At 66.5% G+C, this 23,390-nt stretch carries 24 protein-coding genes; 7 read left to right on the plus strand and 17 right to left on the minus strand.

Features of this window, described 5'->3' with window-relative positions; all coding sequences use genetic code 11:
* Together trpD and TF1_RS02520 are read right to left on the minus strand one after the other, a co-directional pair.
* Positions 1 to 727, minus strand: a 727-nt coding sequence (gene trpD, locus TF1_RS02515) for an anthranilate phosphoribosyltransferase (RefSeq protein ID WP_061783595.1), incomplete at its 3' end; no start/stop codon positions are given.
* A gap of 217 nt (positions 728 to 944) precedes the next feature.
* Entirely contained in the window at positions 945 to 1,376 is a 432-nt protein-coding gene (locus tag TF1_RS02520; protein WP_011291470.1) for a hypothetical protein, read from the minus strand.
* 320 nt (positions 1,377 to 1,696) lie between these two features.
* On the opposite strand from TF1_RS02520, the gene ctaE reads away from it, so the two are divergent.
* The 4 genes from ctaE to qcrB are packed head-to-tail and all read left to right on the plus strand — an operon-like array spanning position 1,697 to position 5,957.
* On the plus strand, positions 1,697 to 2,281 hold the full coding sequence (ctaE, locus tag TF1_RS02525) for an aa3-type cytochrome oxidase subunit III (protein WP_011291469.1): 585 nt from the start codon (positions 1,697 to 1,699) through the stop codon (positions 2,279 to 2,281).
* 16 nt (positions 2,282 to 2,297) lie between these two features.
* Complete coding sequence (gene qcrC, locus TF1_RS02530) at positions 2,298 to 3,221, plus strand: cytochrome bc1 complex diheme cytochrome c subunit (RefSeq protein WP_011291468.1); 924 nt, start codon at positions 2,298 to 2,300, stop codon at positions 3,219 to 3,221.
* Entirely contained in the window at positions 3,214 to 4,311 is a 1,098-nt protein-coding gene (gene qcrA, locus TF1_RS02535; RefSeq protein ID WP_011291467.1) for a cytochrome bc1 complex Rieske iron-sulfur subunit, read from the plus strand. The genes qcrC and qcrA overlap by 8 nt, the downstream gene beginning before the upstream one ends.
* Positions 4,311 to 5,957: a cytochrome bc1 complex cytochrome b subunit gene (gene qcrB, locus TF1_RS02540; protein ID WP_011291466.1), complete on the plus strand. Its 1,647-nt coding sequence runs from the start codon at positions 4,311 to 4,313 to the stop codon at positions 5,955 to 5,957. The genes qcrA and qcrB overlap by 1 nt, the downstream gene beginning before the upstream one ends.
* A 412-nt stretch (positions 5,958 to 6,369) precedes the next feature.
* Here qcrB and TF1_RS02545 read toward each other — a convergent pair whose 3' ends face one another.
* The 4 genes from TF1_RS02545 to ctaC form a co-directional block, all read right to left on the minus strand.
* Positions 6,370 to 7,677: a L,D-transpeptidase gene (locus TF1_RS02545; RefSeq protein WP_016188459.1), complete on the minus strand. Its 1,308-nt coding sequence runs from the start codon at positions 7,675 to 7,677 to the stop codon at positions 6,370 to 6,372.
* 256 nt (positions 7,678 to 7,933) lie between these two features.
* Positions 7,934 to 8,359 carry a cytochrome c oxidase subunit 4 gene (locus TF1_RS02550; RefSeq protein WP_016188458.1) on the minus strand — a complete coding sequence of 142 codons (426 nt, stop codon included), beginning with the start codon at positions 8,357 to 8,359 and terminating at the stop codon, positions 7,934 to 7,936.
* A gap of 12 nt (positions 8,360 to 8,371) precedes the next feature.
* Complete coding sequence (ctaD, locus tag TF1_RS02555) at positions 8,372 to 10,063, minus strand: aa3-type cytochrome oxidase subunit I (RefSeq protein ID WP_011291463.1); 1,692 nt, start codon at positions 10,061 to 10,063, stop codon at positions 8,372 to 8,374.
* A complete protein-coding gene (gene ctaC / locus TF1_RS02560) occupies positions 10,064 to 11,008 on the minus strand; it encodes an aa3-type cytochrome oxidase subunit II (protein ID WP_011291462.1) in 945 nt (314 codons plus the stop codon).
* A gap of 303 nt (positions 11,009 to 11,311) precedes the next feature.
* Between ctaC and TF1_RS02565 the strand changes: the two genes are divergently transcribed.
* A complete protein-coding gene (locus TF1_RS02565) occupies positions 11,312 to 11,548 on the plus strand; it encodes a sulfurtransferase TusA family protein (protein ID WP_011291461.1) in 237 nt (78 codons plus the stop codon).
* Positions 11,549 to 11,625: 77 nt separating this feature from the next.
* On the opposite strand, the gene rpsD is transcribed toward TF1_RS02565, so the two are convergent.
* From rpsD to TF1_RS02605, 8 genes are all read right to left on the minus strand, one after another.
* Positions 11,626 to 12,237 carry a 30S ribosomal protein S4 gene (gene rpsD / locus TF1_RS02570; protein ID WP_011291460.1) on the minus strand — a complete coding sequence of 204 codons (612 nt, stop codon included), beginning with the start codon at positions 12,235 to 12,237 and terminating at the stop codon, positions 11,626 to 11,628.
* A 344-nt stretch (positions 12,238 to 12,581) separates the two neighbouring features.
* Positions 12,582 to 13,556 (minus strand): carbohydrate kinase family protein, encoded by a 975-nt coding sequence (locus TF1_RS02575; RefSeq protein ID WP_016188456.1) that lies wholly within the window; start codon positions 13,554 to 13,556, stop codon positions 12,582 to 12,584.
* A gap of 162 nt (positions 13,557 to 13,718) precedes the next feature.
* A complete protein-coding gene (locus tag TF1_RS02580; protein ID WP_011291458.1) occupies positions 13,719 to 14,069 on the minus strand; it encodes a HesB/IscA family protein in 351 nt (116 codons plus the stop codon).
* Between the two features lie 207 nt (positions 14,070 to 14,276).
* On the minus strand, positions 14,277 to 15,377 hold the full coding sequence (locus TF1_RS02585; protein ID WP_016188455.1) for a glycerate kinase family protein: 1,101 nt from the start codon (positions 15,375 to 15,377) through the stop codon (positions 14,277 to 14,279).
* A gap of 48 nt (positions 15,378 to 15,425) precedes the next feature.
* Positions 15,426 to 16,046 carry a PspA-associated protein PspAB gene (gene pspAB / locus TF1_RS02590; RefSeq protein ID WP_011291456.1) on the minus strand — a complete coding sequence of 207 codons (621 nt, stop codon included), beginning with the start codon at positions 16,044 to 16,046 and terminating at the stop codon, positions 15,426 to 15,428.
* A 3-nt stretch (positions 16,047 to 16,049) separates the two neighbouring features.
* The gene (gene htpX, locus TF1_RS02595; protein ID WP_011291455.1) at positions 16,050 to 16,970 is read right to left on the minus strand and encodes a zinc metalloprotease HtpX; all 921 of its coding nucleotides are present in this window, start codon (positions 16,968 to 16,970) and stop codon (positions 16,050 to 16,052) included.
* Between the two features lie 141 nt (positions 16,971 to 17,111).
* Positions 17,112 to 17,396 (minus strand): PspA-associated protein PspAA, encoded by a 285-nt coding sequence (gene pspAA, locus TF1_RS02600; protein ID WP_011291454.1) that lies wholly within the window; start codon positions 17,394 to 17,396, stop codon positions 17,112 to 17,114.
* Positions 17,393 to 18,133, minus strand: a complete 741-nt coding sequence (locus TF1_RS02605) for a PspA/IM30 family protein (protein ID WP_011291453.1) — start codon at positions 18,131 to 18,133, stop codon at positions 17,393 to 17,395. The genes pspAA and TF1_RS02605 overlap by 4 nt, the downstream gene beginning before the upstream one ends.
* A 158-nt stretch (positions 18,134 to 18,291) precedes the next feature.
* On the opposite strand from TF1_RS02605, the gene TF1_RS02610 reads away from it, so the two are divergent.
* Together TF1_RS02610 and TF1_RS02615 are read left to right on the plus strand one after the other, a co-directional pair.
* Entirely contained in the window at positions 18,292 to 18,888 is a 597-nt protein-coding gene (locus tag TF1_RS02610; protein WP_016188454.1) for a DUF3043 domain-containing protein, read from the plus strand.
* A 63-nt stretch (positions 18,889 to 18,951) separates the two neighbouring features.
* Entirely contained in the window at positions 18,952 to 19,956 is a 1,005-nt protein-coding gene (locus tag TF1_RS02615) for an aldo/keto reductase family protein (protein ID WP_011291451.1), read from the plus strand.
* A gap of 207 nt (positions 19,957 to 20,163) precedes the next feature.
* Here TF1_RS02615 and TF1_RS02620 read toward each other — a convergent pair whose 3' ends face one another.
* From TF1_RS02620 to TF1_RS02630, 3 genes are all read right to left on the minus strand, one after another.
* Positions 20,164 to 20,634 carry an SMI1/KNR4 family protein gene (locus TF1_RS02620; protein ID WP_011291450.1) on the minus strand — a complete coding sequence of 157 codons (471 nt, stop codon included), beginning with the start codon at positions 20,632 to 20,634 and terminating at the stop codon, positions 20,164 to 20,166.
* 242 nt (positions 20,635 to 20,876) lie between these two features.
* Positions 20,877 to 22,721, minus strand: coding sequence for a polymorphic toxin-type HINT domain-containing protein (locus TF1_RS02625; protein WP_011291449.1), 1,845 nt, complete (start codon positions 22,719 to 22,721; stop codon positions 20,877 to 20,879).
* Between the two features lie 137 nt (positions 22,722 to 22,858).
* Positions 22,859 to 23,218: a hypothetical protein gene (locus tag TF1_RS02630; RefSeq protein ID WP_011291448.1), complete on the minus strand. Its 360-nt coding sequence runs from the start codon at positions 23,216 to 23,218 to the stop codon at positions 22,859 to 22,861.
* Positions 23,219 to 23,390 lie beyond the last annotated feature (172 nt).

Consider the following 23,390-nt stretch of genomic DNA (forward strand, 5'->3'; position numbering starts at 1 on the left):
CGTCGGCGACGATCCACACCGACGAGGTCGTCGTGGTGGTGAGCTCGTCCAGCCCGTCGTCGCCGCGGAACACGAGGGCGTTCACACCGCGCTCGGCGAAGACCCCGGCCATGATCTCGCACATGTTCCGGTCGAAGACGCCGATCGCGGAGGCGGTGGGCCGGGCCGGGTTGGTCAGCGGTCCCAGGAAGTTGAAGACGGTGGGCACGGCGAGCTCGCGCCGCGGCTTGGCCGCGTACTTCAGCGAGGGGTGGTAGAGCGGCGCGAAGCAGAAGGTGATGTCGACCTCTTCGGCCACCGCGACCGCGTCCGCGGGGTCCAGGTCGATGATCACGCCCAGCCGTTCCAGCACGTCGGCGGTGCCGCACGAGGAGGAGGCTGCCCGGTTGCCGTGCTTGACCACCCGCGCCCCGGCAGCCGAGGCGACGATCGAGGCCATGGTGGAGACGTTGACCGTGTGTGCGCGGTCGCCGCCGGTTCCTACGATGTCGAGGGTGGCGCCGGGGACGGAGATCGTCACCGCGTGGTCGAGCATGCCCTGGGCCAGACCCCGCACCTCAGCGACGCTTTCGCCCTTGGCGCGCAGCGCGATCGCGAACCCCGCGATCTGGGCGTCGGTGGCCGAACCGGACATGATCTCGTTCATTGCCCACTTGGTGTCGTCGGCCGTCAGAGAGGTGCCGTTCAGCAGTGCGCTGATCAGGTGGGACCAGGTTCGTTCACTCACGTGAGGATTCCTTGCTTCCTTGCTTTCACCGGTGGGGGACGGACACTTCGGAGCACAGGGCGCCGGGTGTGGTGGCCGGGCGCGGCAGGCGACGCCATCGGGCGGTGTCCGCCCCATGACGCAGTGCGTCAGCGAAGGGCCGGAGGAACCGGCCGCCGCGGGGTTCCGCGGCGGCGCTGGCGAGTGACACGGTCGCTGTTACCCGCTTCTTCCGGGCCTACTGGGTGATGGCGAGCTGACGGAGGCGTTCGCGCATCAGCTCGGCCAGGGACTCGGCCAGGGCGATGGGGTCGATGGGATGGCTGACGACCTTGTCCGCACGCGACCAGGCGGCAAGCCACCCGTCGTCACGGCGGCCGACGATGAGCAGGACCGGCGGGCACTCGAAGATCTCGTCCTTGACCTGCCGGCACAGTCCCATCCCTCCGGCGGGCCGGGCCTCGCCGTCGAAGATGGCCACGTCCACCTTGGTCTCTTCAAGGCGCTTGAGGACCGCAGGCGCGGTGGCGCACTCGACGATCTCGACCTTGGGCAGGTCAGCCGCGGGTCGGCGGCCGATTGCGAGGCGTACCTGCTCGCGGACGGAGGCGTCGTGGCTGTAAACGAGGACGCGCATCAACGCCGACTTGTCGGTTCCGGTGTTCGCCATGGTTACCGTCCTTACACTGGCCGGGGTGCTCTGTGCGAGCCTATCCCTCGTGGTGCTGGTGACGACGGGGTGCCGCCTCTCTCTAGTCTCTATTGGATACCTTGACCGAACCGATAGGGTCGGACCGAAAACGGGGGGCGGTCTCGCTACTCCGGCCGCTCCGGCGGGGCCCCGCCGAGTAGAACGAGTTCAGCGCCTTGACCGGCAGACACCCGCTTCTTGACCCCGTTACGGGGGGTCGGGGAACACCCCCTGTCAGATACCGCGATAATGCTTGCGTGGCGACAGTAACCGCGAATCAAGAGATAGGACCGACACCAGTGCATGGCGCTGCCAAGCGTCCTGATCTGGTGAGCGTTGGCACCATGGTGTGGCTGGCCAACGAGCTCATGTTCTTTGCGTCGCTGTTCGCGATGTACTTCACCATCCGATCAGTGACCAAGGGCAACCCCGACCTCGGGCCGTGGCCAGACGCGCATCTCAACATCGTGCTGTCCACGACCATTACGACTATTCTGGTGGCTTCGAGCTTCACCGCGCAGTTCGGCGTGTGGGCCGCGGAACGTGGTGACGTCAAGAAGCTCCGCAAGTGGTTCTTCATCTCGTTCCTCCTCGGCGCGATCTTCATCATCGGCCAGGGGTACGAGTACTACGAGCTCATCGTGCACGAGGGGCTGACGATGCGTTCCAGCGCCTACGGCTCGATGTTCTTCTTGACCACGGGGTTCCACGGTCTCCACGTCCTCGGCGGCCTGTTCGCGTTCCTGCTCGTGCTGGGACGCACGTACGCCGCGAAGCGCTTTACTCACCAGCAGGCGACGAGCGCGATCGTTGTGTCCTACTACTGGCACTTCGTCGACGTCGTCTGGGTCGGTCTGTTTGCGTCCATCTACCTACTCCAGTGACCCGAACGGGGAAACCGTGAAATGGATTACCGCGCGACGACGGCATCCCCTGGCGGGGTATGTCGTCGTCATCGTTGCGCTGGCCTTTCTCGGGGTGGGCTACGCCTTCATCTCGCCCACCTCTAACCACGCCGTGGCTGACACCGTGGCTGCCGAGCAAGGCGAGGTCGACATCGCCAACGGCAAGCAGATCTACACGCAGAGCTGCATGAGCTGCCACGGCGAAGACGGCAAGGGCCGCACGAAGGAAGAGACGGGCAGTGCCGTTGCCTGGGGGCCCAGCCTGGAGGGCGTCGGCGCCGCGGCCGTGGACTTCTACGTCCGTACCGGCCGTATGCCGTCCGCTGACCCCAACGTCCAGATGCCCCGCCGGCCGCAGGTCTACTCCGACCAGGAGATCGCGGACCTCGCGGCTTACGTGGAGAGCGCGTTCGGTGGCGGTCCGGGCATCCCGTACGACGTTCCCGGCGACGCACCGCAGCGCGGAGAGTTCGGCTCCGACGCCGAGTACGAGGCGGCGCTGGCCGAATACGAGAAGAACTACGCCGCCTATGTCGGCGGCGGCGATGTCGAGACCGGTATGCGGCTGTACTTGACCAACTGCGCACACTGCCACAGTTGGTCGGGTGCCGGTGGTGCGCTCACCGACGGTCGCTGGGCTCCGGAACTCGACGAGGCCTCTCCGCGGGACATCTACGAGGCGATGATCGTCGGCCCCGGTGCTATGCCGGTGTTCAACGACGACACCATCAGCCCGGAGGACAAGCAGGCACTGATCTCGTTCGTCAAGAATCTGCAAGACGAGCCGAACGCTGGTGGCCCCTTCTCCCTGGACCGGGTCGGCCAGGTGGCCGAGGGGTTCATCGGCTGGACTATCGGCATCAGCCTGATCGTGGCGTGCGCGATCTGGATCACCGCGAAGCAGCGAGCCCATGACTGACAACACCAACCACAACGACGCCGATAAGTCCCGGGAACGGGTCATCGGCACCCCCACGAGCGAGGGTGCCACGTTGGCCACTGCCGAAGATGCCCCGCACCGCCGGCACGAGGGTCCGTACCCGGCTGAAGAGACCCATGTCCGTCCAGAGGAGGTGCAGCGGCGAGGGGAGCGGATGGCTTCGCTGTGGTTCCTCGTCGCGTTCCTCGCGGGCATCGGGTTCTTCGTCAGTTACTTCATGTTCCCGGCAAACAGCGACGGCACACCCTCGATCGCTGACCCGGAAACCGCCCAGTGGGCGAACATGCTGCTCGGCGGAACGCTCGCGCTGGCGCTGTTCAGCATCGGCGCGGGCATGACCGTGTGGGTCCGCCGAGTCCTGCCGCACTACGAGGTCTCCTCCCCCTACGACGAACTTCCTTCGTCGGAGGAGGAGAAGAGCTCCTTCAGTGAGTTCTTCATGCGGGGCGCCCAGGAGAGCGGTATTCTGAAGCGCCCGCTGCTGCGGCGCACCCTGCTGCTGGCCATGGTGCCGCTGGGACTGGCCCCGGTCGTGCTGCTGCGCGACATGGGTCCGCTCCCTGGCGACAAGCTCAAGCGCACCATCTGGCGCGACGGCACCTACCTGGTTGTCGAGGGTACGAACCGGCGCATCCGGGCTGAGGACCTTGTCCCGGGCAGCATGATCTCGGTGTTGCCCGAGCCTGACGACCCCGAGCACGGTCTGAGCATGAACGACCAGGCCGAGGCGGTCACCATCCTGATCAAGATGGACCCGAAGGACTTCGGTCCGGGGATGTCCCAGCAGCAGTTGGAGTGGACCCACGACGGCATCGTCGCCTACTCCAAGGTCTGCACCCACGTGGGATGTCCGGCCGCTCTGTACGAGCAGACCACGCACAGGATCCTGTGCCCGTGCCACCAGTCCACGTTCGACGCCGCGAACGGCGCAGCAGTGGTGTTCGGCCCGGCGCACCGGCCTCTGCCGCAACTGCCCATCAGGGTCGACGAGGAGGGCTACCTCGTCGCGGCCGGAGACTTCTCCGCCCCGGTCGGCCCCACCTTCTGGGACGCTGGAGTTGAGGACTGATGAGCGACAACCAGGCACCACAGGCGCCTAAGGCGCTGCGCGGCATCGGCAACTACATCGACGACCGCTTCCATCTCGCCAAGACCGCGGAGAAGAACCTGCGCAAGGTCTTCCCGAACCACTGGTCGTTCATGCTGGGCGAGATCGCGCTGTACTCGTTCATCATCCTGCTGCTCACCGGTGTGTTCCTCACGCTGTGGTTCAACCCCAGCATGTCGCACACCGTCTACGAGGGCTCGTACGAGCGCCTCCGCGGGGTGGAGATGAGCGAGGCGTACGCCTCGACCCTGCACATCACCTTCGACGTGCGCGGTGGTCTGCTGGTCCGGCAGATCCACCACTGGGCAGCGCTGATCTTCGTGGCTTCGCTGGTCGTCCACATGCTGCGGGTGTTCTTCACCGGGGCGTTCCGCAAGCCGCGCGAGATCAACTGGCTCATCGGCGTGGCGATCTTCTCGATCGCGATCGTCGAGGGCCTGTTCGGCTACTCGCTGCCTGACGACCTGCCGTCCGGCATGGGTGTCCGCATCTTCCAGGGTGTGCTGCTCGCGATCCCGGTGATCGGGACTTACCTGTCGTTCTTCATGTTCGGCGGTGAGTTCCCCGGCGAGGCGATCATTCCTCGCCTGTACATGCTGCACATCCTGCTGCTGCCGGGCATCCTGCTGGCGCTGATCGCAGCGCACTTCATCATCCTGTGGTACCAGAAGCACACCCAGTACCCAGGACCGCGCAGGACCGAGAAGCAGGTCATCGGTACGCCGATGTTCCCAGGCTTCGCGCTCAAGGCAGGCGGGTTCTTCTTCTTCACGTTCGCGGCCATCACGGGTCTGAGCGCGTTCGTTCAGATCAACCCGATCCACCTGTTCGGCCCGTTCACTCCGACGTCCATTACCTCGGGTCTCCAGCCTGACTGGTACATGGGCTTCCTGGAGGGGTCGCTCCGCCTGTTCCCCGACTGGTTCGACTTCGACATCGGCGGGTACGCGGTCGTGACTGGCGTGCTGGTCCCTGGCCTCGGCTTCATGGGCCTGCTCTTCGGCGGTCTGGCGATCTACCCGTTCCTGGAGGCGTGGATCACCGGGGACAAGCGGGCGCACAACATCGCCGACCGGCCGCGCAACGTCCCGGTCCGCACCGGCCTGGGCGCCGCCGGCATCACCTTCTACGGTGTGCTCTGGCTGGCTGGTTCGAACGACATCCTGTCGCACACGTTCCAGATCAGCCTGTTTGCGACCACGTGGATCTTCCGGATCGCCTTGATCGTGGGTCCGATCCTGGCGTTCATCATCACCAAGCGGATCTGCCTTGGTTTGCAGCGTCGGGACCGTGCGACCTTGGAGCACGGTTACGAGAGCGGCACCATTACGCAGCTCCCCGGTGGTGAGTTCATCGAGGTCCACAAGGAGTCCTCGCCGGAGACGGTCGAGGTGCTGCAGAGCGCCAAGTACCAGGGCTTCCGGACGGTGCCGCCGACCGTGGACGCCAACGGGGTGGAGTCTCCCGCTGCCCGCGGCTTCCTCGGCAAGCTCCGGATCCGGCTGGCCCACTGGTACACGAAGGACAACGTGTCCTTCGAGGACGTGGTGCCGCACTCCGCCTTGCACGGCGAGCAGCGCACCGAGGAGAAGGCCGGACAGCACTGACCGGCGTTACGCCGCCCACAGACCGGCTGAAGGCCCGGCAGGGGTTTCCCTGTCGGGCCTTCTCTTGTGCGCGCAGCACGCCTGGAGCGCGGCGGGAAGGGCGCGCTGTGGTGTGGGCAGTGGCCGGGGATGGCCGCGCAGCGACGAGAGGGCGCACCCTGGGGTTGCCGTGGGCAGGCCGGGGCAGGCCCCTGGGCGGCCCGCACCAGCGGCCGCCTGACCGCAGGACCGCGTTAACGCGCCCAGGATCGCGTTTCCCGACACGCCAGGCCTTCCCTGAGGTTTCGGCAGGGGGAAGGGGGAATACGCCCGCTGTGCCCGACTGAGACGCTTGCGCACCTTCTGGCACGAGAAAGGCCCCCGCCCAGCGGTGCGGGGGCCTTCGCCGTGTGGCGGTGCAGCCGACTCCTGCTTACTCTGCAGCTTCGGCCTGCTCTCCGATCGTGCCGTGGGGACGGCCCGGCGAGCCGGGTTCGTCGGTGCGGTCCGGCTCACCGAGGGTGCTGTTGGCCAGCCACTCCTCCCAGGAGCGCTGCCAGTAGCCCCAGCCGTTGTCGACTTCCAGTTCCCGGTCGGTGCCGACGACGATCAGCGGGTCGCCCATGTAGGAGTTCTCGTAGAACCACCGGGCGTCCTCGGTGCTCATGTTGATGCACCCGTGGCTGAGATTGGCCTGCCCAAGCGAACCGTTCCACGGTGCGGCGTGGGTGAACTCGCCACTGTTGGAGAAACGTACCGCGTAGTTGACGTCCACCCGGTAGTAGTCAGGGTGTCCTGGCGGAATACCGACGGTGGAGGAGTCCATGACCAGGTGCTGGTACTTCTCCATGGTCAGGTGGATGCCCGACGTGGTGGTGTAGGCCCGGGTTGTGCCCTTGCCGTTGCTGATGGGGAAGTCTTTGATCTGCTCCCCATCCCGGGTGACGATCATCCGGTGGGTGTCGTTGTCCACCTCGCTGATCTGCGACCGGCCCACCTCAAAGTTGAGCTGGTAGTTCTTGACCCCGTAGACGCCCTCGGCGGCCTGCACGCCCGCCAAGCGCATGTTGACGGTCACTTTCTGGTAGGGCTCCCAGTACTCTTCGGTGCGGAACACGACGGTCTGGTCGCCGAACCAGTTCCACGCTCCCTGGGTGGGTTTTTCCGAGATCACTTCGAGAGCCGCCTCAACCGCAGCCTTGTTCTCCACAGGCAGGTCGAAGTTGATGATGACCGGCATGCCCACACCGACGACGTCCCCGCTGACCGGGAAGTTCGACTGGATCTCCAGCCGCTTGCCGGGAGTAGCCGCGAGCGTGGTGAACTCGCTGGTGAACTCGGTGACGTCCCCTTCCGGGCTCTTCCCCTTGGCCACTACGGTGACCGTGCTGCCGGGGATCAGCGTCCAGTCGCTGACCCACTCGGTCTTGTCCTCGTTCAGGGTGCCGGTGATCGTGTCAACCTCGGACGGGCCTTCTTCCGACTCGTCGGAAGCAGTGTTCTCCGCCTCGGGAGAAGCTGAGGCCTCAGATCCCTCCTCGGGGAGAGGGGTCTGAATGACCTGGACATCCTCAATGGTTCCCCGGGTCGCGGTCACCGTAATGGGAGTGTCTGGCCTGACCTCGGTTTCCCCGTTCGCGGGAACAATGGTGAGTTCTGCGGTGGGTGACTCGTTGCGGACCCCACTGGCCTCTTCTGTACCGGAGCACGCCACGGTGAAGAGGAGGCTTGCCGCCGTCACTCCAACCCCAAGACGGCGAGCCGCCTGGATTGCTCTACCCTCCACTCGTGCGACCTCCAGTGTCTGATCTCGTCCGGTTAAACATGGTTCTGCCGTGGTAGGACGCGTTGCCCGGCCGGAAAGTTTAAGGAAAAAAGCAAAAAGGGCCGTCGTTACGTGTCACAATTTCGACACGTACGTGGCCCGTGATCAGAAAGATATCGAAAGGGCGGCGTTCCGCGAAGGAAGCGCCGCCCTGTTTTGTTCTGGAATCGGTCTAGTGCTGGAATTCTCCGCGGTAGTACTCGAAGACCCAGCCGATGACGGTGAGCATGATCGCGAGGAAGCCGATCGCGGTCATCCACCAGCCGACCGCAACGCCCACAGCGGTGAACGCCACTGCCATGGCGACGAACAGCGGCCACCAGCTGTGCGGGCTGAAGAAGCCGTACTCGCCGGCCCCCTCCTCGATTTCCGCATCAAGCCGTTCCTCCGGCGGCAGGCCGTGGTAGTGCTCGCTGCGCCGGGCTGCCATGAGCAGCCAGAAGCCGACCATCCACCCAAAGCCGATGGCAATGGCGAGCGTGACTGTACCGGTCCACTCCACCTGGCCGGTGAGGTACCAGCTTCCCAAGGCGTAGATCACGGCGACCGCGCCGAAGAAGCTGGAAACACCCATGAACAGGAGTGCTTGAACTCGCATGGTGCTCCTTTTCTACTTCGTGCTCGCCGTGGCCGGCTCAGCGACCGCGGGGGTCGCCGCGTACGGGTGGTGCAGGTCGAAGGCGGGCCGCTCAGAGCGGATCCGCGGCAGCGAGACGAAGTTGTGCCGCGGCGGCGGGCAGGAGGTCGCCCACTCCAGCGAGCAGCCGTAGCCCCACGGGTCGTCCACGGTCACCTTGGGAGCGTTCTTCGCGGTCGTCCAGACGTTCCACAGGAAGAACAGGGTGGACGCACCGAGGACGAAGGACGAGACCGTGGAGATCTGGTTGAGCAGCGTGAAGCCGTCCGCCGGCAGGTAGTCCGCGTAGCGGCGCGGCATGCCTTCCGCACCCAGCCAGTGCTGGATGAGGAAGGTGCCGTGGAAGCCGAAGAACAGCGTCCAGAAGTGGAGCTTGCCCAGCTTCTCGTTGAGCATCTTGCCGGTGAACTTCGGCCACCAGAAGTAGAAGCCCGCGAACATCGCGAACACCACGGTGCCGAACACCGTGTAGTGGAAGTGGGCCACCACGAAGTACGAGTCGGTGACGTGGAAGTCCAGCGGCGGGGAGGCCAGGATCACACCGGTGAGGCCACCGAACAGGAAGGTGGTCATGAAGCCGATGGAGAACAGCATCGGCGTCTCGAAGGTGAGCTGGCCGCGCCACATGGTGCCGATCCAGTTGAAGAACTTCACGCCGGTCGGCACCGCGATGAGGAAGGTCATGAAGGAGAAGAACGGCAGCAGGACCGCGCCGGTGGGGAACATGTGGTGCGCCCACACCGTGATGGAGAGTCCCGCGATCGCGATGGTGGCGCCGATCAGGCTCTTGTAGCCGAAGATCGGCTTGCGGCTGAACACCGGGAGGATCTCGGTGACGATGCCGAAGAACGGCAGCGCGATGATGTAGACCTCCGGGTGGCCGAAGAACCAGAACAGGTGCTGGTAGAGGATCGGCCCGCCGTGCTCGGGGTTGAAGATCTGCGCACCGATGATGCGGTCAGCCGCCAGCCCGGCGAAGGCACCGGTGAGCACCGGGAAGGCCAGCAGCACGAGCACGCTGGTGAGCACCACGTTCCACGTGAAGATCGGCATGCGGAACATGGTCATACCGGGGGCGCGCATGCACACGACCGTGGTGATGAAGTTCACCGAGCCGAGGATGGTGCTCAGACCGCTGATGGCCAGACCCATGATCCACAGGTCGCCACCGAGCCCCGGGGAACGGACCGCATCCGAGAGCGGCACGTAGGAGAACCAGCCGAAGCTCGCCGCACCGCCGGGCGTGATGAACCCGGCTACCACGATCAGGCCGCCGAACAGGAACAGGTAGTACCCGAACAGGTTGAGCCGGGGAAAGGCCACGTCGGGTGACCCGATCTGCAGCGGCAGCAGCACGTTCCCGAACCCGACGAACAGCGGCGTCGCGAACAGGAACAGCATGATCGTGCCGTGCATGGTGAACAACTGGTTGTAGGTCTCGTTGTTCATCAGCTGCATGCCCGGGTACATCAACTCGGCCCGGATCAGCAGCGCCATGACACCGGCGAGCAGGAAGAATGCGAACGAGGTGATCAGGTACATGTACCCGATCACCTTGTGATCGGTTGTCGTCAGCCAGCTGACGATTTTCGAGCCCGGGGTGGCCCGCCGAGCTGTGGCGGATGCCCGGACGGTCGCCGTCGGAGTCTCAACCGTCGTCGTCATCTACTGACCATCCTCTTCTTCAGCCGTGGTCGCGGCATCGTCAGCCGTGGCCGCGGTGTCGGAGGAGTCCTGGGTGGCCGTGGCCGGGCCCGGGTTGGGAGCAGGAGCCTCCTCCTCAAGGTCGGGAACCGCGGGCAGCTCCTGGGGGTTGGCCTTCTGCTCCTCGATCCACGCCCGGTACTCCTCAGGAGTGACTACGCGGAGGGTGAAGAGCATACGCGAGTGGTCGTAACCGCACAGCTCTGCACACCGGCCCTCGTAGTCTCCCTCAACGCCGGGTTTGATCTTGACCTGGAACTCGTTCGGGTGTCCCGGGATGACGTCCAGCTTGAACGCGAACGCGGGGATCCAGAACGAGTGGATGACGTCCGGAGCCTCCAGGTCGAAGTGCACGACGCTGTCGCTCGGCAGCACCAGGACAGGAAGTTCGTCCTTGCTGGTGGACGGGACCCCGGCGACAGAGACAGGATTGCCGTTGACGTCGAGCTCGTCTTCGTAGGTGAACTGCCAGCTCCACTGGAACGCGTTCACGTCGACGTAGACGTCAGCGGGCTCGTCGGTCTCCAGCAGGTAGGTCTGGTCTCGGGCCGTGAAGTAGAACAGCACCGAGACGACGATGATGGGCAGAACGGTGTAGAGCGCCTCGATGGGCATGTTGTAGCGCACCTGAGGCGGCAGCTGCTCAGAGCGCTTCCGATAGGCGATCACCGACCAGATGATCAGCCCCCAGACGAGAATGCCGACCGCGAACGCCGCCACCCACGAGCCCTGCCAGAGCGTGACGACACGCTCTGCCTGCTCAGTGATCGGCTCCGGCAGCCCCAGACGAGTGAACTCGTTCGACGCGCAGCCGGTCGCGGCCACAGCCAGCGCGGCGAGCACGGCGCCGCGTGGTGCCCATCGGCGCAGCGCGTGGCGCCGATTCCTATGGCGGGTCGGACTCACGGATTGCCTTCCCAGCGGTGATGCCGCACTGTGTGCGGGCGGGTCCTATGCCAAAAAAGCCTGTCAAGCGGAAACATTATCGCGACGCTCCAGCGTCCCTTCTCCGGGGACCGCTGGTCAGCGTGTTGCACAACGTCCGTTGTGCGGGCTTAGCCCTTGACCGTAACCTTGGCGGCCCCTGGAACCGCAGGACTGGCTAAGCCGAGATTATCGCCGTGATCACGAGGCGCTTCACCGGGTACCTCTTAGCGACCCGTCGGGGTAAAGATTAGGACACACCTTCGTCAGACAAGGAGAAGCCCCGTGTCGGAGCAGCCGCTGCTGACCATCGACGCGATCGGCCGCAAGTGCCCGGTGCCGATCATCATGCTCGCAAACCGTCTGCGGGAAGTGCCGATTGGATCAGTGATCGCGGTCACCGCCGATGATCCAGCGGCACGGACCGACATTCCGGCGTGGTGTCGGATGAAGCGGCACACGTTCCTGCGCGAGGTCCCGTTGAGCAGGGGGAGCGCCTTCCACGTGCAGCGCATGTACTGACGAGGACGGGCGCCCTTGCCACGGCGAGGGCCGCACCCCGTGCCGTGCAGAGGTGCGGCCCCAGTGCCCAAGCTGGATCAGCGGGCGTAGTACTCGACGACGAGCTGCTCGTCGAAGGGAACCGGCACCTGCTCGCGCTTGGGCCGGTCCACCACGGCGATGGTCAGGTCCTTGTGGCTGACCGCCAGGTAGCTGGCGATCTTCTCGTCGGCGTGCACGCCCTCGGCGGCCTCGATGAACGGGACCAGCTTGCGCGACTTCTCCCGCACGCTGACGATCTGGCCAGGCTTGACCTGGTAGGAGGGGATGTCCACCTTCTTGCCGTCCACGGTGATGTGGCCGTGGTTGATGAACTGGCGGGCCGCGTAGATGGAGGCGGCGAAGCCCGCCCGCAGCAGCACGGTGGCCAGCCGCAGCTCGAGCTCGGCGATCATCTCCTCGCCGGTACGGCCCGGACGCTTCTTCGCGTTCTCGTAGACGCGGGCCAGCTGCTTCTCGGAAAGGTCGTAGTACCAGCGCAGCTTCTGCTTCTCCGCCTGACGGACGGCGTAGTCGCTGGTAGAGCGGCGCACCCGACGGCCGTGCTCACCGGGCGGGTAAGGACGCTTCTCGAAGTACTTGACCGCCTTACGGGTCAAGGGAACGCCAGCGCGCCGGGACAACCGTACCTTCGGTCCGGTGTAGCGCATTCAAGTCCTCCACAGTGTTCAGTTCTCACACAAAGGTGGGAATCCCAGGTAAGGCTCGCCTAGTTCTGGGAGGCGTCGTTCGACGGCCCTGCCCGTCTCCTGCGGGACGGGGCTGTTCCCTACCGCCGCGATGACCCCGCACGCGGCGGCGTGGCGTAGAGATCCCGGCACGCGTCTCAGCGCCCGGGCTGCTTCATGCCGAGCGCGTGGACCAGAAACAGGTCACCACCGAGATGCCCGGACACGAGGGTCGGGTATCTACTCTACGCGCCTTCGGAAGGTGCGCTGACCAACCGCAGGGCTGTCGCGGCGGTTCGCTTCCCGGGCACAGCCGTCCCGCCGGGTCAGGACATGCGGTCGGCGACCTCGGCCGCTGCGTCGTCGCCGTAGGAGCGGGCCATCCGCTCCAGCAGGCTTTCCTTGGTCAGCCGGTATTCTTGCGGGCCGCTCACTTCCAGGCAGTGGGCAGCGGTGGCGTTGCCGACCTGGGCGCAGCGGTCCAGGTCCAGCCCCCAGGAGAGGGCGGCGAGGAATCCGGCGCGGAACGCGTCGCCCGCACCGGTGGGGTCGACTGCCTCCGAGACGTGGGCGGCGGGGATGTGGAGACTGGGTTCTCCGGCCTGGTCGATGCGCACCCCCTTGGCGCCCAGGGTGGTCACCCGGGCGCCTACGCGGGCGAGCACTTCCGCGTCGCTCCACCCGGTCTTCTGCTCGGTCAGCGCTTTTTCGTACTCGTTGGCAAAAAGGTATTGGGCGCCTTCGACCAGGGAGCGCACTTCCGGCCCTTCCATGCGGGCAAGCTGCTGGGAGGGGTCGGCAGCGAAGTTGATCCCGCGCACCCGGCATTCTTCGCTGTGCCGGATCATCGCCTCCGGGTCGTTGGCTCCCACGACGACCAGGTCGATGCCGCCGAGGCGCTGGGCGAGCGGCCACAGTTCGATGTTGCGCGCCTCGGCCATCGCTCCCGCGTAGAAGGAGGCGATCTGGTTGTGGTCCCGGTCGGTGGTGCACACGAACCGGGCGGTGTGCCGCATCTCGGAGACGTGCACCCCGGACGTGTCGACACCGTGGCGTTCCAGCCAGGCGGCGTAGTCGGCGAAGTCCGCGCCGACCGCGCCGACCAGGATCGGGTTCAGTCCGAGACAGCCCAGGCCGAAGCTGATGTTGGCGGCGACCCCTCCCCGGCGTACTTCCAGTTCGTCGACGAGGAAGGACAGGGAGACCTGGGTGAGCTGGTCGGCGATGAGCTGGTCGGCGAACCGGCCTTCGAAGGTCATCAGGTGGTCGGTAGCGATGGATCCGGTGACCGCGATGCGCACAGCGACGGACTCCTCGGAGTCAGAAACGGGTTACAGACGGCACAACTGTATCCACCCCGCTCGAAGAGTGCGGTAAGCCGCAGAACAGCGAAAGGGCCCGCTCACCCACGGGGGTGGGGCGGGCCCGTAGCCTTCACGGCGAGGTGTGCGGGGAGTGACCCATCAGTGGAAGGAGTCACCGCAGGCGCAGGAGTTCTGCGCGCTCGGGTTGTCGATCGTGAAGCCCTGCTTCTCGATCGTGTCCACGAAGTCGATGGTGGCGCCCATGAGGTAGGGCATGCTGTAGCGGTCGACGGCGAGCTCGACCCCGTTGTGGTCGGTGATGATGTCTCCGTCGAGCGTGCGCTCGTCGAAGTAGAGCTGGTAGCGCAGTCCCGAGCAGCCTCCGGGCGCCACTCCTAGACGCAGTCTCAGGTCGTCGCGGCCTTCCTGGGCCAGCAGCGACTTGACCTTCTCCACCGCCGCGTCAGTGAGGGTGACCCCCTGCGTGGTGGCGTCAGTCTCAGCCGTCATGTGCGAAACTCCTCCAAAACGGGGTGGCCGCCGCCTTGGGCGACCTTAGGATTCCTGACGCGTCAAACGTCAGGGCTCGTTGCAGCATTCCCTGTGCAGTGCACTCTTCAGAGTAGGTGCTCCGGGGAGACGCTCGCTATCCCGGAACACTTGTGACGTGTCTTTCTTCTTCCCGCCTGCTGCCTGTATCACGGTCGTTACCTCAGGTCAGCGCGGCCAGTCCGCTGCGACGCGGGCTGCGAGGCGGCGCAGTTCCCGCGCGGAGTGCTCCAGGGCGGCCTGCACTGATCCCGCGGATTCGACGAGGGAGTGGGCTGCGGTGACGCCTGCCGCGGCGGCTTCTTCTTCCGCGACGGCGACCCGGCCGGCGAGGACGACGCAGGGCACGCCGTGCCGGGACGCGGTCTGCGCTACCCCATGCGGGAGTTTGCCGCGCAGGGACTGGGAGTCGAAGGACCCTTCCCCGGTGATGACCGCGTCGGCGGAGGCCACGAGGGTGTCGAGGCCGACCGCGCCCAGCACTCTGCGCACCCCGGATTCGACGGTGCCGCCGAGCAGCAGCAGTCCGTAGCCGAGCCCGCCGGCTGCCCCGGCTCCGGGCGTGGCGCGCAGCGTCGTCTCCGGGTCGGTGAGGTCCGCGAAGTGGGCGAGCGCGGCGTCCAGGCGCTGGACTTGGGCGGCGTCCGCGCCTTTCTGCGGTCCGAAGACGGCGCTGGCGCCGTGGGCGCCGAGCAGCGGGTTGTCCACGTCGGTGGCGGCAATGAGCCGGATGCCGGCGACGCGGGCGCGGGCCGCGGCCAGGTCGACGCGGTCTAGGCCGGTGAGGGCACCGCCGCCGCTCCGCAGTGGTTCGGCGGGCGTAGCGCCGAGGGCGGCGAGCATGCCCGCTCCCCCGTCGTTGGTGCCGCTGCCGCCCAGGCCGACGACGACGGTGGTGGCGCCGCGGTCGATGGCTGCGCCGATCAGCTCCCCTACCCCGTAGGTGGTGGTGGTTTCCGGGTTGCGGTCTTTAGCGGGCAGCAGGTGGAGGCCGCACGCTTGGGCGCTTTCCACGTAGGCGGTCTGTCCGACGAGGAGGAAGCGGGCCTGCACCGGGGTGCCGAGCGGCCCGGTGGCTTCGGTGGCGACGAGGGTGCCGCCGAGCGCCGTGTGCAGCACGTCGACGAATCCGGGGCCGCCGTCGGAGAGCGGCACCAGGGTGCAGTGGGTGTCCGGGTCGACGGAGCGCCAGCCGTCTGCGATGGCTTCGGCTGCTTCGACCGCGGTGAGGGTTCCAGCGAACTTGTCAGGAGCGATCACGATACGCACCCCTGTAGTGTGCCGGAAAGCGCTCGCCAAGCACGGGAGCGGGGCCGGTCACAGGCCGGGCGCACCGTAGACGGGGAACCAGCGGCTCTTGTCCATTTCCATGGCCAGTTCCCCTTCGAGTGCGGCGCTGACCTGGAGTTCGAGGGCGTTGTCCCGGTCGTGGTCGCCTTTGGGGGCGAAGGGGTAGAACGTTCCCCGCTTGTACAGGTAGACGAGGGCGAGGCGCCGCCCGTCCGGGGCAGCGAAGACTACGAGCGAGCACAGCAGGGACGGCCCGAACCCGGCGCTTTCCAGGCTGGAGTTGACCGCGTGCAGGTCGGTGACCAGGCCGGTGAGTCCTCCTCCTTCTTCGCTGGCGGGGGAGCGCACTACCAGCCACGTGTAGCCGTACTCGTCCCGCTGCACTTCGGTTGTCGGCCCGCTGCCGGTGTTGAGCAGGTCCAGGATCTCCTGTTGCACGGTGGCGAACGCTTCGCCTTCGGCGGGCCGGAACGCGACCGAGGCGTGGCCGGTGGGGCGCAGCCCGGTGGCGACGCGGAGGGTGATCGCGGCGGACGGCAGCGCGAAAAGCTGGTCCAGGTTGGCGCGGCGGGGCCGGGTGCGGCCGAGCAGGGTGTCGACCAGGTCGGTGATCCGCCGCCGGAGGCTCCGTCGGTGGTGCCGGGCCACGGTTCAGGCTCCCCTTCCCAACTGTCGGGAGATCTCTGCGAGCTGCGCGAGCCGCTGTTCGGTCGGGGGGTGGGTGGACAGGAGCGCGCTGAGGCTGACGCCTTTCCCGCTCAGCGCGGGGGTGAAGAAGAACGCGTTGAACGGTTCGACCTGCCGCAAGTCCTGGGTGGGGATGCGGGCCATGTCCCCGCTGATTTTGACGAGTGCGCTGCTCAGCGCGGACGGCCGGGCGGTCAGGTAGGCGGCGGCGCGGTCGGCTGACAGCTCCCGGTAGCGGGAGAGGGCGCGGGTCAGCAGGAAGCTCAACGCCCACACGATCGCGCTGATCACGACCACGAGCAGCGCGATGACCGCGGGCGCAGGCCCGCCTTCCCGGCTGCGTCCGCCGCCGGTGAGGAGCGCGAACCGGGTCCCAGCTTGGACGAGGAAGCCCGCGACGATACCGAGGAAGGCGGCGACGGTCATCACAGCTACGTCGCGGTGCGCCACGTGGGACAGTTCGTGGGCGAGCACCGCTTCCAGTTCGACGTTGTCGAGCCGGCGCCGCAGCCCGGTGGTGACGCACACCATGGTGCTTCCCCGGCTGTGCCCGGTGGCGAATGCGTTGGGCACGTCGGTGTGCGCGACCGCGACTTTCGGTTTCGGCATGTCCGCGAGGGCGCACAGGCGGTCGACGACCGCGTGCAGTTCGGGGTCTTGCTGCGGCGTGACTTCGCGGGCGCCGAGCGCGGCCATGGCGATGCGGTCGGAGGCGAAGTACTGGACGAGTGCCACGCCCCCGACGACGAGGAGGACGAGCCACCACGGCATGCCGGCCCACAGCAGCGCTACCACGAACGCCGCGTAGACGAGGGCCAGCAGGACCATGGTGGTCGCCATGCGGACGGTGAGCCCTCGGTCGGGGATAAACCTGGTGCGTGCCACGTCACACCGCCTTCCATCGGGTCCGGGTACACCCCTACGAGGTCGGGCAGGAGGGCCCCGGACGCCCACTGACCGGAGGGCCGGAAACGAAACACGGGGCCGCCAGGGTCGTGGCGGCCCCGTCCGGACCGGTGAGCGCGGCTACAGGCTGTCGGGGATGAGCCCTTCGTCCCCGAGCATGGCCCGCACTTCTTCCATGCTCGCGTCGGGCGGCGGAAGGATGTACTGCGACGGTTGAAGGGAGTCGTCGGGCAGGGGTTTGCCGTCCGCGCGCACTCTGGCCAGCAGGTCGTGCAGCGCGACCCGGAAGCGGGCCTCGTCACCGGATTCGATGGCCTCTTCCAGCTTGCGGTCGAAGTCGTTGAGCACGTCGAGGTCGGCTTCGGACAGGTCCAGCTGCCCTTCGCCCATGATGCGGACGATCACGCGCCGCCTCCCTCGATCTGCTTGGGCGCGTTTCCGCCCTGGCCGAGCTCCCGCTTCATCGCTTCGAGCTCCCGCTCCACCGCGTCGGTGCTGGCCATGCGGTCGAGTTCCGCCTGGATGTCGTCGCGGGGCGCACCGCTGAGGTCGTCCAGCGCCCCCGAGGCCAGCAGTTCGTCGACGGCGCCAGCGCGGGCCTGGAGTTCCGCGGTCTTGTCTTCAGCGCGCTGGATCGCCAGTCCGACGTCGCCCATCTCCTCGGAGATGCCGGTGAGCGCCTCGCTGATCTGGGTCTGGGCCTGGGCGGCGGTGTAGGTGGCCTTGATGGTCTCCTTGCGGGTGCGGAAGGCTTCCACCTTGGCCTGCAGCCGCTGGGCGGCCAGAGTGAGCTTCTGCTCCTCGCTCTGCAATTGGGCGTGCTGCTCGTGCAGGCTGTCGAGCTGCGGCTGGAGCGCGGACTTGCGCTCCAGGGCTTCCCTGGCGAGGTCTTCCCGGCCCTGCGCCAGCGCGGCCCGACCCTGGTTGGTCAGTTTGGCGGCCTTCTGCTCCAACTGCTGGATCTGCAGTTCGATACGCTTACGGGAAGTAGCGACGTCAGCCACCCCGCGCCGCACCTTCTGCAGCAGTTCCAACTGCTTCTGGTACGAGTAGTCAAGGGTTTCCCGCGGGTCTTCCGCGGCGTCCAAGGCTTTGTTCGCCTTGGACTTGAAGATCATGGAAAGTCGCTGAAACACGCTCATCGGCGTGGCCGTCCTCTTTCTCGGTCCGTATCGGCTGTTCCCAGCGGGCGCTTCTTTCAACCTTATGCGCTCTGCCCGAGGGCCGCTATGAGTGGTGAGCGGCTACCCTGATGGGTGTGTTCCGTCGTCGCTCCGCCTCAGCATCCCAAGAGCAGGTCATGAGCAATTCCACCAAGTCTGAGACCGACAAAGCGCCTGCCCGCAAGGGATACTCCCCGAAGAAGGGGGTTCCCACTCCCAAACGCAAGGAAGCAGCCCGGGAGCTCCGCAGGCCGCTGTCCGCCCCGAAGACGCGTCGGGAAGCCTACAAGCTGATGTGGGAGCGGGAGCGGCGGAGGCGGCAGCGGGAGCGTGCCGGGCTGGTCAAGCCGGAGGACCGCTACTTCCGGCCCCAGGACCTCGGTCCGGCCCGTGCGTTGGCCCGCGACTATGTCGACTCGCGCCGCACGCTCAGCGAGTTCTTCCTGTACTTTTCGCTGGCCATCATCGTGCTGATGTTCGTGCCCGTGCCCGAGGTCCAGTTGTTCGCCGCCTATGTGGTGTGGCCCATGATGATGGTGACGATCGTCATCGAGGGCTTCTTCACGGCGCGCCGCGTCAAGAAGCTGATCGCGGAGCACTATCCGAAGGAGACGGAGAACGTCCGCGGTTCCGGCATGTACGCGGTGATGCGCCAGGTGCAGATCCGCAAGCTGCGGCTGCCGAAGCCTCGGGTGAACGTGGGAGACGACTTTTTGGCGAAGCACCGCCGCTGACTGCGCCACAACGGCCGTACTTCCGAGTAAGTTCGGTGGGCCGAGCAATTAAGGTGTACGGTCATGGAATTCCGTCATCTCGGCAAGAGCGGACTTGTTGTCAGCGAAATCGCCTACGGAAACTGGATCACCCACGGCTCCCAGGTCGAAGAGGAGACGGCGATAGCGTGCGTGCACGCTGCGCTGGACGAGGGCATCACCACGTTCGACACCGCCGACGTCTACGCCCAGGGGCGTGCCGAGGAGGTCTTGGGCAAGGCGCTCAAAGGGCAGCGCCGTGACGGCATCGAGATCTTCTCCAAGGTGTACTGGCCGGTGGGTCCGGGGAAGAACGACCGGGGCCTGTCGCGCAAGCACATCATCCGCGGGGTGGAGGAGTCGCTGCGCCGGTTGGGCACCGACTACCTGGACTTGTACCAGGCGCACCGGTTCGACTACGCCACCCCGTTGGAGGAGACGCTGCGCGCCTTCGACGACTTGGTGCGCCAGGGCAAGGTCCTCTACGTGGGTGTCTCGGAGTGGCGTGCCGAGGAGATCGAGCAGGCGCTGAAGATCGCCGACGAGATGGGCTTCGACCGGATCGTGTCCAACCAGCCGCAGTACAACATGCTGTGGCGGGTGATCGAAGCCGAAGTGGTGCCGCTGTGCAAGCGGGAAGGCATCGGGCAGATCGTCTGGTCGCCGATCGCGCAGGGCGTGCTGACCGGCAAGTACAAGCCGGGGCAGCCGCCGCCTTCCGGTTCTCGGGCCACGGACGAGAAGTCGGGTGCCCAGTTCATCCGGAAGTTCCTCGACAACCAGCAGTTGCTGGAGCGGGTGCAGCAGTTGCTGCCGCTGGCCGCGGAGGCCGGGCTGACTCCGGCGCAGTTGGCGGTGGCGTGGGTGCTGCAGAACTCGAACGTGTCGGCGGCGATCATCGGCGCGTCCCGGCCGGAGCAGGTGCGGGACAACGCCAAGGCGGCGGGGGTGAAGCTCGACGCCGAGCTGATGCGCCGTATCGACGAGATCCTGGGGGACGCTGTTGAGCGCGACCCGGCGCTGACCGCGAGCCCGAAGGAGCGGCCGTAGCCTGGGCGGGTCTGCTGCCCTCCGGGCACGGGTGAGTGTGCTCCCAGTTTCCGGTGCAGGGTGACGGCGCCCTGAATATCGTGCGCGGCACGTCTGGGTGGACGGTTCGCGTCCGCCCGGGCGTGCCGCGTCGGGTGTGTGCGGGTGTCGGCTGCGGTGCGGCGCCTGCCGGGGCACGGGGGTTTCCCGACGGATCGGGCGGCTGTCCTATCGGCGTGCCGTCCGGGTGGCGTTGTCGAGCTGGCTGCTGAGGAATTCGACGAACGTGGCCGCGTACTTCCGCGGCTCGCCGTCTCCTTCGACGTAGCTCCAGACGCCGTCTTTGCCGTGTTCGAAGAAGTAGAACGCGTAGCCCTGGTGGACGTAGAAGAAGAACCGCCCTTCCGTGGTGAGCCCAGGGTCGTCGTCCCGCGCGAACTCTTCGGCATATGCGTTGATCCCCAGGCAGTCCGGATAGTGGATGTCGGAGCCTTGGAAGAGGCTTCCTGCGCTCCGCCCGGCGCACCGTAGAAAGTCGACGTAGGCTTGCGGCACGGAAACGTCCTTTTTCTCCGCGAGCACCTCGGCGACTTCTTCCGGGGTGCAGCCTGTGATCTGCTCCGGGGTGGCGATTCCCCGTTCCATCAGTTCTTTCGTGAACCACTCAGGGTCGAAAGGCGCAGAGTCGCTTCTTCCCATGGCCGTCACCTCTTCTTCCCCGAAAGCCCGAGGGTGCTGCTCGGACGTTCCCTGTTTCTCCGCTTGTGGCCGGGGCGCCGTGTGCGGGCACCCCGTTGTTCTGCCTGCGGGCCGCGGACAGCCTGAATTCTGCCCGGGGGTGGCGCCGACCCGCGACTAATGGTTCGTTCCGTGCCTTGAGCCGTCGGCTTCCCCGGGCCTGCTCCCTTGCGCGAGCTTTCTGTTTCTCCTTTCTTTCAGGCTCAGGGGTAGGTCTGCCCGTCGCCGTAGGTGACTTTCACGTCGATGTTCGGGAATTCTCTCTTGAACTGTTCGATGATCCCTCCCGGATCGTCACCGGAGGGGGCGCGACCGCAGGAATGGCATGGGGGAAGCTCCGTGTAGAGGTGGATTTCCCCGGTGATGTCGGTGCGCGGCGCGGTGATGCTCCCGTCCGGGTTGCGCGGGTTCAACTGCTGTGCCACGTGCTCCAGGATTTTGCGTTCCGTCTCGTATTCCCGGGTGTTTCCCACCGAGCCGTCGCGGTTGATGTCGGGTTTCGGCGTGTAGCGGGGGTTTGCGGGCAGCTCTACCGTGCCGGGACGTCCGTTCTGCCCGCTGACGCTCACCAGTTGCCCTGCGTTGAAACCGTCGATGCGGATGTCGGCGACCGCGACGTTCCGCCGGTGGCTGAGGGCCTGTCCTTGTTCTTCCCAGCGTTTCCGCCACTCCTGGGCCGCTTCAGGGCCGGCTTCGACCTCGATGGGGTGGGACTTGTCGATGCACCCTGCTTCGTTGTGGACGAGTGCGTCGGCTGCTCCGGCCGCAACGTAGTAGGTGTGCAGGTCGGCAACGGTGAGGTTGTGGACTCGCTGGGCTTCGGCTGTGCGGACCGCTACCGCACGGACCTGGACCCAGGTTCCGGCACTGGTCCGCAGCCACGTGCCCGGTTCCAGGTCGATGGCGGCCACCCACGTGGCGAGGCTGGGAACCCAGAACGGGTGCGCGTCGGTGGCGACCACGACACCGCCGTGCTCGGTGCCGTCGTCCACGGTGAGCTCCACCAGGGTGGTGGTGCTGTGGCTGGTGTGCAGGTCGGTGACGGTGCGGGGGCCTTCGGTGCCGGTGCGCGGGTCGAACGCCCACACGTCGTCCCCCACGGTGATGGTTTCGATGGGGGCGTACGTGCCGTCGGCCAGCAGCACGAGCGTGCCCGGCACGAAGCTGTTGCCCCGGCACGGCCGCGCCGGGGGCCGGGTGGTTTCGTCGTCGCTGCGGCGGTTGTCGCCGGGCTGGTCCCCGTCGGCGCGGACCGGTCCGGGGGTGGTCTCGGAGCCGCGGTCCTTGCCGCCCATGACGTTGAGGGCCCGGTTGCCTTTCTTGTACCAGCCGACGCCGGGGATCAGGCCGATGAGGTTTTCCGCGATGCCTTGGGCGACGGCATGCGTCTTGTCGCCGTTCTTCCAGTCTTCTTGGACCTCATCGCTGACGAGCAGGTCGAGGAAGAACCCGCCGGGGTCGGTGGTCACCTGGTTCCAGGTGTTCTTGGCGCCTTCGACGATGCTGTCTTTGGCGTCCGAGAACCACTGCCCCGGGTCGTTCCACAGTTTTTTGGCGCCTTCCCACAGGCCGACGGCGTCGTCTTTGATCCCGGTGACGAAGTCGGCGCCCGCGTCCCAGATGCCGGTGCCGACGTCTTTCAGCCCTTGGCTGATCGTGTCCAAGAGTCCGCCACCGGTGTTCTGGTCGGCCGCGGTCGGCCCGCTGCCTCCACCCCCCGTGGGCACGATGGTGCCCTCGTCAGAGCCGGTGCCGTCCGCAGGCGCGTTCTCCGGCGGGGAGTCCGGTGTGCCGGGCTGGCCAGCCCCTTCCCCGGACCCGTCCGGCGTAACGCCCCCTCCCCCGCTCGGGGTGGTGCCGTCTCCCTCAGGGGCGTCCATGGGGTCGCCGCCGAGGATGGCCGCTACCGCGGAGTCGACTGTTTCAGCGACGCGTGCCGCGATACCGGAGAATGCCAGGACGGCCACGATTGCCGCGGCCAGCACGAGGACCCCGGCATATTCCGTGAACGATGCTCCCCGTTCCGGGTCGTGAATCCGTCTGAGCACTACCCACCTGTTTCAGCGACGCTTTTCCCTAGCCACACCAACGCCGCACATACGGGTGCGGAATGTATGAAATTAGTGGCTTTCCGTTACCGTGTATAGGGCCCCAGGAACTAAAACACGGGCCTCAAACACGGCGGTCAGCGATCGAAGAAAAAGTTGCGCGCGGAAGGGCGGCTCAACAGCACCAGGATGACCACGGGAAAGACGAGTTCGGTCACTCGGCCGTCTCCGCCGACTATGGCGGCCAGGGTGACGAGGACCAGCAGAATCTCGGTGACGAGAATGGCGTAGAACACTCCGCCGCCGCCTTTAGGCACCAGCAGTCCCAGCCCCAGCTGCACGACCCCCGGCAGGGAGAGCGCGAGCGCATACCCGAAGGCGTAGGCAGACGCTCCCCCGGCGATGAACAGTGCCGCTGCGACCACGAACGTGAGTGCCGCCACCACGAACAGCAGAATCCTGATGGCCTTCACTGACCTGGGAAGTTCCTGCGCCATTCCTGCTCCGTGCAGATAAGGGGGTAGGTATTTCACTGGGCGCCACTGCTTTTCGTGACCGACCAGCGACCCCCAGCATAGATTTCCCGCACCGTAGCACCGAATTCATTTTCCATTCCGGAGCAGCACCCCGCGGTGTCCTCTCTTTTGGGGATGTTCCCGCGATCCGCTG

This window comes from Thermobifida fusca NBRC 14071 = JCM 3263 (genome assembly GCF_001592045.1).
Taxonomy (GTDB): Bacteria; Actinomycetota; Actinomycetes; order Streptosporangiales; family Streptosporangiaceae; genus Thermobifida; species Thermobifida fusca.

Coding starts and splice junctions, on each gene's coding strand:
- TF1_RS02605 (WP_011291453.1), bottom strand. CDS start 18,133: ATGAGCGTGTTTCAGCGACTTTCCATGATCTTCAAGTCCAAGGCGAAC.
- rpsD (WP_011291460.1), bottom strand. CDS start 12,237: ATGCGCTACACCGGACCGAAGGTACGGTTGTCCCGGCGCGCTGGCGTT.
- TF1_RS02580 (WP_011291458.1), bottom strand. CDS start 14,069: ATGACGGCTGAGACTGACGCCACCACGCAGGGGGTCACCCTCACTGAC.
- TF1_RS02615 (WP_011291451.1), top strand. CDS start 18,952: ATGGAATTCCGTCATCTCGGCAAGAGCGGACTTGTTGTCAGCGAAATC.
- qcrB (WP_011291466.1), top strand. CDS start 4,311: ATGAGCGACAACCAGGCACCACAGGCGCCTAAGGCGCTGCGCGGCATC.
- TF1_RS02620 (WP_011291450.1), bottom strand. CDS start 20,634: ATGGGAAGAAGCGACTCTGCGCCTTTCGACCCTGAGTGGTTCACGAAA.
- TF1_RS02550 (WP_016188458.1), bottom strand. CDS start 8,359: ATGCGAGTTCAAGCACTCCTGTTCATGGGTGTTTCCAGCTTCTTCGGC.
- TF1_RS02520 (WP_011291470.1), bottom strand. CDS start 1,376: ATGGCGAACACCGGAACCGACAAGTCGGCGTTGATGCGCGTCCTCGTT.
- TF1_RS02610 (WP_016188454.1), top strand. CDS start 18,292: ATGAGCAATTCCACCAAGTCTGAGACCGACAAAGCGCCTGCCCGCAAG.
- ctaD (WP_011291463.1), bottom strand. CDS start 10,063: ATGACGACGACGGTTGAGACTCCGACGGCGACCGTCCGGGCATCCGCC.
- qcrA (WP_011291467.1), top strand. CDS start 3,214: ATGACTGACAACACCAACCACAACGACGCCGATAAGTCCCGGGAACGG.
- TF1_RS02630 (WP_011291448.1), bottom strand. CDS start 23,218: ATGGCGCAGGAACTTCCCAGGTCAGTGAAGGCCATCAGGATTCTGCTG.